Source organism: Streptomyces javensis, assembly GCF_039525925.1.
Lineage (GTDB): Bacteria > Actinomycetota > Actinomycetes > Streptomycetales > Streptomycetaceae > Streptomyces > Streptomyces asiaticus.
Genome location: NZ_BAAAIF010000001.1, coordinates 402,396 through 415,527, shown reverse-complemented (window position 1 = coordinate 415,527; position 13,132 = coordinate 402,396). Strand labels below are relative to the sequence as shown.

At 70.2% G+C, this 13,132-nt stretch carries 11 protein-coding genes; 8 read left to right on the top strand and 3 right to left on the bottom strand.

Annotation, left to right across the window (positions count from 1 at the left end; translation table 11 throughout):
• Positions 1-210: 210 nt before the first annotated feature.
• A complete protein-coding gene (locus tag ABD329_RS01840) occupies positions 211-1,254 on the bottom strand; it encodes a LacI family DNA-binding transcriptional regulator (RefSeq protein WP_198275159.1) in 1,044 nt (347 codons plus the stop codon).
• Positions 1,255-1,518: 264 nt separating this feature from the next.
• Here ABD329_RS01840 and ABD329_RS01835 point away from each other — a divergent pair, with 264 nt between their 5' ends.
• From ABD329_RS01835 to ABD329_RS01810, 6 genes are read left to right on the top strand one after another with little or no spacing between them, the layout of a single operon-like run.
• Positions 1,519-2,667: a Gfo/Idh/MocA family protein gene (locus ABD329_RS01835; RefSeq protein ID WP_198275160.1), complete on the top strand. Its 1,149-nt coding sequence runs from the start codon at positions 1,519-1,521 to the stop codon at positions 2,665-2,667.
• Entirely contained in the window at positions 2,664-3,986 is a 1,323-nt protein-coding gene (locus ABD329_RS01830) for an ABC transporter substrate-binding protein (protein ID WP_198275161.1), read from the top strand. Before ABD329_RS01835 ends, ABD329_RS01830 begins: the two co-directional genes overlap by 4 nt.
• Positions 3,983-4,954, top strand: coding sequence for a carbohydrate ABC transporter permease (locus ABD329_RS01825; RefSeq protein ID WP_198275162.1), 972 nt, complete (start codon positions 3,983-3,985; stop codon positions 4,952-4,954). Before ABD329_RS01830 ends, ABD329_RS01825 begins: the two co-directional genes overlap by 4 nt.
• Positions 4,951-5,787 (top strand): carbohydrate ABC transporter permease, encoded by an 837-nt coding sequence (locus tag ABD329_RS01820; protein ID WP_198275163.1) that lies wholly within the window; start codon positions 4,951-4,953, stop codon positions 5,785-5,787. The genes ABD329_RS01825 and ABD329_RS01820 overlap by 4 nt, the downstream gene beginning before the upstream one ends.
• A gap of 8 nt (positions 5,788-5,795) precedes the next feature.
• Entirely contained in the window at positions 5,796-6,428 is a 633-nt protein-coding gene (locus ABD329_RS01815; RefSeq protein ID WP_198275164.1) for a hypothetical protein, read from the top strand.
• Between the two features lie 57 nt (positions 6,429-6,485).
• Entirely contained in the window at positions 6,486-8,282 is a 1,797-nt protein-coding gene (locus tag ABD329_RS01810; RefSeq protein WP_198275165.1) for a sugar-binding domain-containing protein, read from the top strand.
• 153 nt (positions 8,283-8,435) lie between these two features.
• Here the strand turns inward: ABD329_RS01810 and ABD329_RS01805 are convergent, their stop codons facing one another.
• Positions 8,436-8,978 (bottom strand): hypothetical protein, encoded by a 543-nt coding sequence (locus ABD329_RS01805; RefSeq protein WP_198275166.1) that lies wholly within the window; start codon positions 8,976-8,978, stop codon positions 8,436-8,438.
• Between the two features lie 182 nt (positions 8,979-9,160).
• On the opposite strand from ABD329_RS01805, the gene ABD329_RS01800 reads away from it, so the two are divergent.
• Positions 9,161-11,446 carry a glycoside hydrolase family 43 protein gene (locus ABD329_RS01800; RefSeq protein WP_198275167.1) on the top strand — a complete coding sequence of 762 codons (2,286 nt, stop codon included), beginning with the start codon at positions 9,161-9,163 and terminating at the stop codon, positions 11,444-11,446.
• Between the two features lie 114 nt (positions 11,447-11,560).
• Positions 11,561-12,601: a vWA domain-containing protein gene (locus tag ABD329_RS01795; RefSeq protein ID WP_198275168.1), complete on the top strand. Its 1,041-nt coding sequence runs from the start codon at positions 11,561-11,563 to the stop codon at positions 12,599-12,601.
• 53 nt (positions 12,602-12,654) lie between these two features.
• Here ABD329_RS01795 and ABD329_RS01790 read toward each other — a convergent pair whose 3' ends face one another.
• Positions 12,655-13,128, bottom strand: coding sequence for a nuclear transport factor 2 family protein (locus tag ABD329_RS01790; RefSeq protein WP_198275169.1), 474 nt, complete (start codon positions 13,126-13,128; stop codon positions 12,655-12,657).
• Positions 13,129-13,132: the final 4 nt, after the last annotated feature.

The following is a 13,132-nucleotide window of genomic DNA, read 5'->3' as shown; positions in this document are numbered from 1 at the left end:
GGTGCGGGATGTTTCCGGTCGATATGCCCGCGGGCTCACCCGGGGCGCGATCGGGGTGCGTGGCCAGGCCGGGGCCGCGAGCTGGGAGCACATGACCGTCCCCCGGAACGGCTGTGCCCTCGCTGTGCCCTCGCTGTGCCCTCGTGCGCCGAGGGGTCGCCGGACGAAGGGCGGTCCCTCGGCCCGGATCAGCGAAGATTCCCGTCCGGGTCAGGGAAAGAGCTGTTGGCGCCCGCCGCTCGTGGACTCCCTGGCGTGCAGCCAGTGCGGAGCGGTGTGCACCTCGAACGGCAGGGGCACGTCCGAGCGGATGCGGGCCGCCAGGCACTTCACGGCGAGCGAGGCGATCGCGGCCTTGTCGGGGACCACGGACGTCAGGGACGGCGCGTTGTAGAGCGCCTCGTCGGAGCCGTCGATGCTCGCCACGGCGACGTCGTCCGGGATCTGCAACCCGGCTTCGAACAGCGCCCGCTGGGCCCCGATCGCCAGCAGGTCGCTGAAGCAGAAGACCGCGTCCGGCCGCACGCCGACCGGCAGGGCGGCGAGGGCGCGCATGGCCAGCAGGCCGTTGAGCCGGTCGAACTCCTTGACGGAGGGCGCGAGCCGGGGGTCGTACGTCACCCCGGCCTCGTGCAGGGCGAGCTGGAAGCCTTCCAGGCGCTGACGACTGGTCGCCGACGCCTGCCGGTCCACACCGATGGCGGCGATCCGGGTACGGCCGAGGGCGGCCAGGTGCGCGGTGGCCTCGCGCGCCGCCGCGACGTTGTCGATCAGAACGTGGTCGGCCCCCACCTGGTCGCGCTCGTAGCTGCGCTCGCCGAGCAGGACCAGCGGGAACTCGTTGGCCACGGCGGCGAGTTCGTCGGGCGAGACGCCCAGGGGCGACAGGATCACGCCGTCCAGCAGTGCCGCGCCGACGCCGGTCGCCAGGCGCAGTTCCTCCGTCGCGTCGCCCGATGTCTCCTCGATCAGGACGGTCAGGCCCAGCTGCGCGGCTTCGGCCCGTACATGCTGGGCGAGCTCGGCGAAGTACGGGGTGGCCAGATCCGGGACGGCGAGGCCGATCAGGCCGCTGTGCCCGGTGCGCAGACGGCGGGCCGACGGGTTCGGCCGGTAGCCGAGCTCGTGCACGGCCTTCAGTACGCGCTTCCGGGTGGCCTCGGATACGCGGGGAGCATTGCGTACAACGTTGGACACGGTCTTGATCGAGACCCCTGCCCGCTCCGCCACGTCCTTGAGTGTCACCGCGGCCACTGACCGAACCCCCTCACCTGTGTTTCTCCGCATTATGCATGGACTTCGGCGGGCTGTCAGTGCCGGGACGGCCCGGAATCCCGTTCCTGACAAGGGGTTGACCGTGGCGAGATTGCGCGGTTACAACGTTGGAACCGATCGATAGCAAGCGGTTGCTACCGAGGGCGTCACGCGGGGCGGCCGACGCCCGTCCGTCGGGCGGTCCGGGCTGCCCGTCCATGCCCACGGCGCCGCGCTCACCACCCATCTCATGAGAGGGCCCGCATGTCTTCGCACCGCTCCACCACTCCACTGCGCACCGCCGTGGTCGGCACAGGGGGCATCGCGCGCTCCAGTCATCTGCCGGCCCTGCGGACCCTGGCAGACGCCGGTGAGGTGGAGATCGTCGCCGCCGTCGACGTCGACATCCACGCGGTGCGGGCGTTCACCGCGGGCGCCGGGATCCCGTACGCCTCGACGGACCTCGACGCGACCCTGGCCGAACTGCGCCCGGACCTCGTGGTGCTGTGCACCCCGCCCGCGGTCCACCGCGACCAGGCCGTGGCCGCGCTGGGGGCGGGCGCCTGGGTGTGGTGCGAGAAGCCGCCGTGCCCGTCCCTCGCCGACTTCGACGCGATCGAGGCCGCCGAGCGGGGCGGGGACGCGGGACCGTACGCCTCCATCGTCTTCCAGCACCGCTTCGGCTCCGGCGCTCGCCATGTACGGCGGCTGCTGCGGGAGGGGGCGTTCGGCCGCCCGCTCGTCGCGCACTGCCAGACGACCTGGTACCGGGACGCCGCCTACTACTCCGTTCCGTGGCGCGGGCGGTGGGCGACCGAGGGCGGCGGTCCCACCATGGGGCACGGCATCCACCAGACGGATCTGCTGCTCGACCTGATGGGTCCCTGGAGCGAGGTGCGGGGGATGGCGGCGCGGCTCGTGCACGACGTGGAGACCGAGGACGTGTCCACGGCACAGGTGCGGTTCGCGAGCGGTGCCGTGGCCACCGTGGTCAACAGCGTGCTCAGCCCGGACGAGGTCAGCCGCATCCGCGTCGACTGCGAGCTCGCCACGATCGAACTGACCCATCTGTACGGCTACCGCAACGCGGACTGGCGCATCACCGCGGCCCCCGGCGTCCCCGAGGAGACGGTGGCGGCCTGGCGCGACTTCGGCACCGACGAGCCGAGCTCGCACCTGGCCCAACTCCGGTCCCTCGTGGCCGACATCAGGGCGGGACGGCGCCACGCCACCAGCGGCGCGGGCGGGCGTCAGACGCTCGAGTTCATCACCGCCCTGTACAAGTCCGCGTTCACCGGCACACCGGTCCGCGCGGGGGAGATCGCCCCCGGCGACCCCTACTACACCGAGTTGCACGGCGGCGCCCGGGGCTGGGCCCCCGCCACCACCCGCAAGGAAGAGGCCCCCGCATGACGCTCGCCCCGCACCCGAGCCGCCGGGCCGTACTCGCCGCGGCCGCCATCGGCCTCGGTACGGCCCTCATCGCCACGCTCTCCGGCTGCTCCGCCGCGAGCGGCGGCGCCTCCGGCGGCATCACCCTCACGTTCTCCTGGTGGGGGAACGACGACCGTGCCGCGCGCACCGAGAAGGCGGTACGTCTCTTCGAGAGGGAGCACCCGGGCGTCAGCGTCCGCACGTCCAACGGTGAGTTCGGCGCCTATCTACAGAAGCTGGCCACGCAGGCCGCGGGTGGCGGGATACCCGACGTGGTCCAGCTCGACTACCGGCAGGTCTCCCAGTACGCGGGCGGCGAAGCGATCATGCCGCTGGACGACGTCATCGAGGCCGGGACGATCCGTACGTCCGAGATGGACAAGGGCCTGCTGCGCACCGGCACCTACGAGGGCGGGCAGTACGCCCTGCCCATGGGCCGTGGCATCACCGGATACGCCTACGACTCCGCCGTCTACAAGAAGGCCGGAATCCCCACGCCCCGGCCGGGCTGGACCTGGCAGGACTGGGGGGCGGCCAACAAGAAGATCGCCGCCCTGGGCCTGAAGTCGCCCGACGGGCGCCCCTACACGGGCTCCAACGACGGCGGCACGAACGAGGACGTCTTCGAGACCTGGCTGCGCAGCCGAGGCGGGAAGCTCTACGCCGGGCAGACCGAACTCGGCTTCACGGAGGACGACTTGGCCGCCTTCTGGTCGTTCTGCGACGGACTCCGCGAGGACGGCGCCATCGCTGAGGCCAGGGACACCGTGCAGGCCAAGAGCACCGAGACCAGCCCCATCGGCCGCCGACTCGCGGCCGCCGACTTCACCTGGGACGCGCCGTTCCCCGGATACACGGGCCTGCTCGGCAAGGACATCCACTTCGCGCCCGTGCCCACGACCGACGGCCACCAGGGCGCGTACTTCAAGCCGAGCATGCTCCTCGGCATCGGTGCGAACAGCGAACACCCCAAGGAGGCCGCCCAGTTGATCGACTTCCTCCTCAATGATCCACGGGCGGGCGACATCCTGGGCTTCTCCCGCTCCACCCCGCCCAACCGAAAGATCGCCGCCCGGGTCGCCAAGACGCTCCAGGGGCCGGAGCGGGAGATCTACGACTACGCGCAGACGATGGAGAAGTACGGCCTGGACGACCCCCCGACCGCGCCGCCGCCCGGCGACCTCGCGATCCAGACGGCGTTCAAACGGGGCTACCAACGCGTGATGTACGGCATGGCCACCCCGCGGCAGGCGGCGCGCGAACTCATCGACGAGGCGAACCGGGAGCTGAGGTCATGAGCACGGTGTCGACGACGAGGGCGCCCGCGCGCGTCGACCGCGCGACGGATCCACGCCCGCGGAAGAGCAAGCGGCGCCAGGTCCGTGAACGGCAGTGGCCCGCCTATGTGTTCCTCTCCCCGTGGATGATCGGCGCGGTCGTACTGACCCTGGTGCCGATGGCCGTGTCGCTGTACCTGTCGTTCACGGACTACAACCTGTTCGATCCGCCGCACTGGGTGGGCCTGCGCAACTACCGGGAGATGCTGTTCGAGGATCCGCGCTACTGGCGGTCGGTCGGCACCACATTGCTGTACGTCGTCGTGGCCGTCCCGCTGAAGCTGGGTCTCGCCCTCGGCGTGGCGATGCTGCTGAAGAGCCTCGGCCGGGGCCGGGGCTTCTACCGCTCCGCGTTCTACGGGCCGTCGCTGCTCGGGGCGAGCATGTCCATCGCCCTGGTGTGGAAGGCGCTGTTCAACGACGGCGGCACGGTCCCCGACCTCCTGGCCGCGGTCGGCATCCACACCGGCGGCTGGGTCGGCGACCCCGAGCTCGCGGTGTACGGGGTCGTCCTGCTGACGGTCTGGCAGTTCGGCGCGCCCATGGTGATCTTCCTGGCGGGCCTCCAGCAGATCTCGCCCGACCTCTACGAGGCCGCGGCGCTCGACGGCGCGGGCCGCTGGCGGCAGTTCGTGTCCATCACCGTGCCGATGCTGTCCCCGGTGGTCTTCTTCAACCTGGTCCTCGAGGTCATCAACTCGTTCCAGGTCTTCACCCCGGCCTTCGCCATCAGCGGCGGCGACGGCGGCCCCGCCGACTCCACGATGTTCTACACGCTCTACCTGTACGAGCGCGGCTTCACGGCCTCGCACATGGGTTACGCCGCGGCGATGGCCTGGCTGCTGCTGATCGCCATCGGCGCGATCACCCTGATCCTGTTCCGGACCTCCCGGTCCTGGGTCTTCTACGCCGACGAGGAGGGACGATGAACATCGCCACGAAGCGGTGGCTGCCGCACACCGTCGCGGCCGTGTGCCTGCTCGTCCTGCTGTACCCGCTGGTTTGGCTGCTGGCCACCTCGCTGAAGCCGGCCGACGAGGTGGTGACGAGCCTGGACCTGATGCCCAGCCACCTGGAGTGGTCGAACTACACGACCGCCCTGGACGGGGTCTCCGGCGTCACGGTCACCCGTCTGCTCGGCAACACCCTGCTGATCGCGGGGGGCGCCGTGCTCGGCAACGTCCTGTCCTGCTCGCTGGCCGCCTACGCCTTCGCCCGGCTGCGCTTCCGCATGAGCAAGGTGATGTTCGCCTTCATGGTGGCGACGCTGATGCTGCCGCACCACGTCGTGCTGATCCCGCAGTACATCATCTTCAACCGCCTCGGCCTGGTGGACAGTTTCTGGCCGCTGATCCTGCCGAAGTTCCTGGCCACCGAGGCGTTCTTCGTCTTCCTCATCGTCCAGTTCATGCGCGGCCTGCCCCGCGAGCTGGAGGAGTCCGCGCGGATCGACGGCTGCGGTCCCTTCCGCGCGTACTGGTCGATCACGCTGCCGCTGGCCCGGCCCGCGCTGATCACCACGGCCATCTTCACGTTCATCTGGACGTGGAACGACTTCTTCACGCAGATGATCTATCTCTTCGCGCCGGAGAAGTTCACCATCACGCTCGCCCTGCGCAGCTTCGTCGACCAGTCCAGCACCTCCGCGTACGGGCCCATGTTCGCCATGTCGGTGATCTCGGTGCTGCCGATCGTGCTGTTCTTCCTGGTCTTCCAGCGCTATCTGGTGCAGGGCATGGCCACGTCCGGACTGAAGGGGTGAGGTACACCATGGCCCACGCACCGATCGCGCACCGGCGCGAGCGCCGGGAACCCGGAGAGGTCTTCGGCTCCGGCTTCAGCCTCTTCGCGGACATGCTGCTCGTCGGCCTGCTCACCAGCCTCGCCTGCCTGCCGGTCGTCACGGCCCCGGCCGCGTTCGCCGCCGCCTCCGCGACGCTTCGGCAAGCGGCGGACGATCGCGTCCACGTCAGGGCCGGCACCTACGGCGCCCACTTCCGCGCCCACCTGTCCGTGCGGTCGGCAGCCCTGGGTCTGGTGCCGCCGCTGCTCGCGGTGGTCGTCCTGATCGATGCCGCGCTGCTGCGCGCCGCGCTGCCCGGAGCGGCCGTCATGGCGCCCGCCCTGGCCCTGCTCGTCCTGGGCGCCGCGGTCGTGGCGCTGCGGGCGACCGCGCTCAGGGCACCGCACCCGCTGTCCGCACGCGAGGCGCTGCTTCGCTCGGCCGCGGACCCGCGCGGCAGTCTCCTCCTGGCCGGTGCCGTGCTCCTCGGCGCGCTCCTGGCCTGGTCGATTCCGCTGCTGATCCCGCTGCTGCCCGGCCCGCTGGCGTTCGCCGCCACGGTTGTGGACCTCCGCTCCCCAGCGGGCCTCCGCTCCGCGGCGGACGCCCCGGAGAGCTGAACCGCGACGCGCCACCTCCCCACCCTCCCCCACGCATCACACCACCGGAGTTCACGCATGCCCTACCCGCACCTGGACGCCGCAGGCCATCCGAGGCCGCAGCTGGTCCGCGATCCCGACTGGCGCGACCTCGGCGGTCCCTGGCGGTTCGCCCACGACGACGAGGACCGCGGCCGCGCCGACCGCTGGATGGACCCGGCGACGTCCGCGCCGTTCACCGGCACCGTCACCGTGCCCTACCCGCCCGAGTCCGCGGCCTCGGGTGTGGCGGACACCGGCTTCCACCCCGTGCTCTGGTACCGGCGCACGATCGACGTGCCCCGGCCGACCGCCGGGCGGCGACTCCTGCTGCACTTCGGTGCGGTCGACCACCGGGCCGAGGTCTGGCTGAACGGCCGCCCGGTGGGACGTCACGAGGGCGGGCACACCGGCTTCACCTGCGATCTGACCGACGCCGTCGAACGGGACGGCGAGCAGACCGTCGTCGTCCGCGCCGAGGACCAGCCGCTCGACGCCGCGCAGCCACGCGGCAAACAGGACTGGCGCCGGGAGCCGCATGTCATCTGGTACCACCGCACCTCCGGGATCTGGCAGCCGGTGTGGCTGGAGGAGGTCCCGGCCGAGCACATCACGCTCCTGCACTGGACCCCCGAGGTCGCCCACGCCCGCGTCCGCTGCCGGCTGCGTCTGGGCCACTGGCCGCGGGGCCGGCTCACCGTGACGGTCCGCCTCACGCGGGGCGAGCGGGTGCTCGCCGAGCAGCGGACGCTGATCGAGGGCCAGGAGGCGGAGTTCGACGTCGCGCTGCCCGCCCTGCGCCACGGGCAGGATCTCGACGGCCTCCTCTGGAGTCCGGAGTGTCCCCAACTCATCGACGCGGTAGTGGAGTTGTGTGACGCGGCCGATGGCACACCGGTCGACCGCGTCATGTCCTACCTCGGTCTGCGCGACATCGGCTGGGACGACGGTGTCTTCCTCCTCAACCACAAGCCGTACTTCCTCCGGTTCGCGCTCCAGCAGGGCTACTGGCCCGCATCGCACCTGTCGGCCTCGGCCGACGAATTGCGCCGCGACGTCGAGCTGGCGAGGGAGATCGGCCTCAATGGGCTACGGGTCCACCAGAAGATCGAGGACCCGCGCTTCCTGTACTGGGCCGACCGGCTCGGGCTGCTGCTGTGGGAGGAGATGCCGTCGGCGTACGCGTTCGGCGCGCAGACCGTCGAGCGCGTGATCGCCGAGTGGACCGAGGCCGTCTCCCGCGACCTCAGCCACCCCTCGATCGTCGCCTGGGTCCCGATCAACGAGTCCTGGTCCGTGCCGAACCCGGCGCTCGTCCCCGCGCAGCGCCACTTCATCGACGCGCTCTACCACCTGACCAAGGCCCTGGACCCGTCCCGCCCGGCAGTCTCCAACGACGGCTGGGAGATCTCCGCCGCCGACATCTGGGGCGTCCACGACTACACCCAGCACGGGGACGTACTGCGCGAGCGCTACGGCCACGCCTCGCTGCGGCAAGGCGAGATCGCCGAGCGGTGGCCCGGCGCCAAACGGCTGATCCTGGACGGCGTCCGCCACCAGGGGCAGCCCGTCGTCCTCAGCGAGTTCGGCGGCGCGACCTTCGAACCGGCGGAGGGCGCCGAGTGGTTCGGCTACGACACCGTGGTCACGAAGGAGGACTTCGCCGAACGCCTCGCCGACCTGGTGGCCGCCGCGGTGGACTCCGGGCTCGCGGGGTTCTGCTACACCCAGTTCACCGACACCGAACAAGAGATCAACGGCCTGCTCACCCCGGACCGCCAACCGAAGATCCCCGTGGCCGAACTGCGCGAAATTCTCACCCGAACCCGTGCATGAGGAGAAACCGCAATGGCGCGATCCGAGTACGAGCACAGCCGTCGCCGAGTGCTCCAGGCATCCGCTCTCGCCCTCGCCACCGTGCTGAGCCCATGGAACACGGCAGCCGGCTTCGCCGCATCGGCGGGCATCCCCGATGAGGACGGCTACGACCTATGGCTGCGCCACCGCCCCACCGGCAGCGCACCGGCCCGGGTTCCCGCCGGTCGAGGTGCTGGTACGCAACACCGGCGCCACGGACCGCGACATCACCGCCCGGCTCGTCACCCCCGACGGCTGGTCCGGCACCGAGCGGACCGTGACGGTCGCCGCCGGAGCCGAGCGAGAGCTGACGGTCACCGCGACCCCGGTGTCCACTCCGGGATTCGCCACCGTCGAGATCCGGCTCACCAGCGGCGACGAGGAGATCGAGCGCGGCCGATCGGTGTCCGTGGTCACTACGCCGCACCCCGATGACGTGGCCTCGGCCTTCGACGCCGACCCGCCGTCCAGCCCGCTGCTGACCGGGTACACCAGGCTGTCGCTCGAGGACGACCACACCGACGACCGCGGTTTCGGCTGGGTCGGCGACCGGCCGCTCACCCGTGACCGGGGCAACGCCGACGACCTGCGCCGCGACATCGTCATGCAGAAGGGCAAGCCCACCGTCCTGCGCGTCCCGGTGCCGGCCGGGAAGCACACGGTATGGGTGCTCACCGGCGACTCCCTCACCGATTCGGGTGTCACCACCATCTCCGAGGACGGCACGGTCCTCGGACGCTCCGGCGCCGTACACCCGACCAGTTCCTCCGGGCGCGGTCCGCGCCAACGCATCTCCGTATCCACGGCATCTACGGCAGCTACGGCACCTACGGCATCTCCGAAGGAGAGCTCCCGACATGACATCGAAGTCAACACGATTCCCCGCGGTCCGCGGCAGACGCGGCAGACCCGGCGTCGTCCTCCTCGCACTGCTCATGGTCCTCGGCCTCGGCGGCGCACATCCCGGGTCGGCCGCGGCCGACCCCGCCGATCCGCCCGGGACGTACCAGAACCCCGTGATGGACGACGTCGCGGACGCCTTCTCCGACCCGTCGATCATCCGGGGCAAGGACGGCTACTGGTACGCCTACGCGACCCAGACCAGCATGCGCCGGGACAACCAGGGAGGCCCCTGGGAGTCGCAGCACTTCATGCCGATCACGCGCTCGGCCGACCTCGTCGACTGGACCTACGTCGGTGATGTCTTCGGGCCCGACAACCACCCGGAATGGCGCGACTTCAAGACCACCTACTACTGGGCACCCGACATCCGGTACGTCAACGGCAGGTACTACCTCTACTATTCGGTCGCCGGGGACGACGAGAACACCATCGCGCTGGCCACCGCGGACCACCCGGCCGGCCCGTGGAAGGACATCGGCCATCCCGTGCTGCCGTACGGGACGACGGTCAATCAGATCGACCCGTCGGTGTTCCTCGACTCCGACGGCCAGAAGTACCTCTACTACGGCTCGTTCCGCGACGGCGGCATCCAGGCGGTGCGCCTGAACGAGGAGGGCACGGCGCCGACCGGCGATCCGGTGCAGGTGGTCGGCGCCCGGCGCGGTGAGGCCGCGTACGTGGTGAAGCGGAACGGCTGGTACTACCTGTTCTACTCCGGCCTGGGCTGCTGTGCCCGCGACAAGGGCGCCTATCCGGTGTTCGTCGGGCGGGCGAAGGACCCGATGGGCCCGTTCACCGACGCCGAGGGCGTCGGCCTGGCCGACCTGAACCCCGGTGGCACGATCGTCAACGCGCCGAACGGCAACAAATGGGTCGCGACCGGCCACTCGGCGAACGTCGTCGACAAGTCCGGCCAGGACTGGATCCTCACCAACGGATTCGACCGCCACGAGAGCGATCCGAACTGGGGCGGGCGGCCGACGATGATGGACCGGCTCGACTGGATCGACGGCTGGCCCACCGTGCGCGCGGGCGCCTGGACCAGCGAGGGCCGGCAGACCGCACCCGCGGGCGACTGGGGCTCGGGGAGCACCTTCGACAACGGCCTGGTCGACTTCGACATCCTCGGACACGGCTCCTGGACCACGGGGTCGGATCCCGACTCGGGACGCTATGCCCGCGGCCGGTCCCGGACCGCGGTACCGCAGCTGCTGCTGCCACGGCGGGCCCCGGACGGCGATGTGAGGATCGAGGCCGATGTCCGGCTGCGCGGCGACGACGGCCGGGTCGGACTTGTCCTGGCCTCCGCGGGCCGCTCCAACCACGCCGTGGCCTGGCTGGATTCCACCGGCACCCTCTCCGTCGAGATCACCCGGGACCGGAAGGTGGTGCGGAAGCGGATCGCTCACCTGCACGCGAACACCGATCCGCGCAACTGGCACTCGCTCACGGCCGAGATCCGGGACGGGGCGGCGTACGTACAGGTCAGCTCGGCCATGCTCGACATGCCGCTGGCCGAACTGAAGGTGGACGTACCGAAGGACTGGCGCCGCGGCGGTGTCGCCTCGACCCGCGGCGCCGGCGAGGCGGACAACGCCGGTGTGACCCGGCTCCACACACCGGTGACCGTCAAACAGCCGGACCCCCGGATCGGAGCCCGACTGCCGGAGTACGACGAGGACTTCGACGACAGCCGACTGGACGGCTGGAAGTGGTTCGGCCCCGCGGACGGGCGGGTCGCCGACGGCCAGTACGTGTGGCCGACGCAGGACGCCGACTTCTCCGGCAAGGGGACCATGGCATCGGCGCTGCTGCGTGACGCACCGCCCGGCACCTACACGGTCGAGACCAAGCTGCACTTCCCGATCAGCGACGCGCCCGACGGGCGCAGCCAGGCCGGGGTGATCGCCTTCCAGAGCCCGGAGGACTCGATCCATCTGGCTCCGACACGGACCGGCCCGTCCCGGCAGGCCTTCCTGTGGATCGGCCGGGACCGTGACAGCTGGCCGGAGATGCAGCTGGGCCCGTCGGCCGACACCATGTGGCTGCGGCTGCGCCACACCGTCGATCCGAAGACCGGCGAGCACGCATTCCAGCCGGCCACGAGCCGGGACGGGAAGCACTACATCTGGGGTGGGGTCTGGCATCTGCCCGCCGGCTCCGACCCGTCCATCGGCCTCGTCTCCCTGGCCGGCAAGGGGGTGACCGCACGCTTCGACCATGTGCGCTTCTACTCCTGACGCCGCCCCGCTCGCCCGCACCGGCACCGGCTGCCACGCATCGGAGTCCAAGATCGATTGTCAGTGGTGGGTGAGAAGGTAGGAACGTCGAGAAGGAAAAAGAGGGGGCGCGGCATGTCCGGAGACCAGAACTACATCAATCACGTTGCTCTTGTGCTGGACGCCAGTTCGTCCATGTCACACCTGCGCGGAAAGGTCGTCGAAGTCGCCGACCAGCAGATTGCGTATCTGGCCCGCCGATCGAAGGAACTGGACCAGGAAACCCGCGTTACGGTCTACGTCTTCGCCGACAAGGTGGAGTGCGTCATCTACGACAAGGACGTGCTGCGGATGCCGTCCCTGAAGCAGCTTTACCGGGTCGGTGGAATGACGGCTCTGCTGGCGGCCACACTCACGTCGCAGCGGGAGCTGGCGCAGACCGCTCAACTCTACGGCGACCACAGCTTCCTGACGTTCGTGCTGACCGACGGCCAGGAGAACGCGAGTCACCGCTGCCCGGATGCCCCCACCAAGAACCCGCGTGAACTGGTGCGGGCCGTGGCCAAGCTGATGGAGACGCAAGAGGACAACTGGACGCTGGCCGTCCTGGTGCCGGACCAGATGGGCAAGCGCGAGGCCATGCAGTGCGGCTTCCCGAAGGACAACATCGCCATCTGGGACGCCACGAGCACGCAGGGTCTGGAGGAGGCAGGGCAGGTTATCCAGCAGGCCACCGAGAACTTTATGGTGGGCCGCACCCAGGGCATCCGGGGATCGCGGGCGGTGTTCTCCACGGGTGCGGAGGCGGTCAACAAGGACACCATCAAGGCAGCCGGCCTCACCCCGGTGGACCCGTCGAAATACCAGCTGATTCCGGTGGCCCGCGAAGCGGCGATCCGGGAATGGGTCATCGAATGCGGGCACACCTTCCGTACCGGCTGTGCGTTCTATCAGCTGAGCAAGTCGGAGAAAATCCAGGCGCGGAAGCAGATAGCGGTGCTGGAGAAGAAGACGGACCGGGTGTACACGGGACCGGAGGCCCGATCCCTGCTCGGCCTGCCGGACACGGAAGTTCGCGTCAAGCCGGATCACAACGACGACTTCACGATATTCGTGCAGAGCACCAGCGTGAACCGGAAGCTGACACCGCACACGCGGCTGCTGCTCATGATCTGAGACGGTGGGGGCCCCGCCGGTCCGACCGGCGGGGCCTCCTCCCCCGGGAACGGCTACCCCCGTGCGGCGGCCTGCTGCGCATGGCGACTCACATCGCCGATCAGGTTGATGCGGACCCGTCGCTCTGTGAAGCGCCACCGCCCGTCACGGCGCTCGAAGCGGTCGTGGTAGCGACCGGCGGCGATGGGTTGCAGCGGCAGGTCGGGCAGCGCCTGGAACACGGTGACGTACGAACGCGAGACCGCCGTGTTCGCTTGCTCATCGACCTCGATGGCGACATTGGTGGTGACGTGGTGGGTTCGCGGCGTGCCGTCGGCGTAGACGATCAGAGTGTCCTTGAACATCTTCTCGATCGCCTCGCGCCCGCTGGCCGGCTCGCCACTGCCCATGAAGGTGGCGTCGGCGAGAAGCGTGCCGAGTCCCGCGAAATCGCCGTCGTCCACGAGTTCGGCGTAGCGTGCGATCAAGTTCTCGATGGCTCGATGGCTCAACGCCGGATCGGCGGGCATGCCGATGGGTGTGGACATGGTC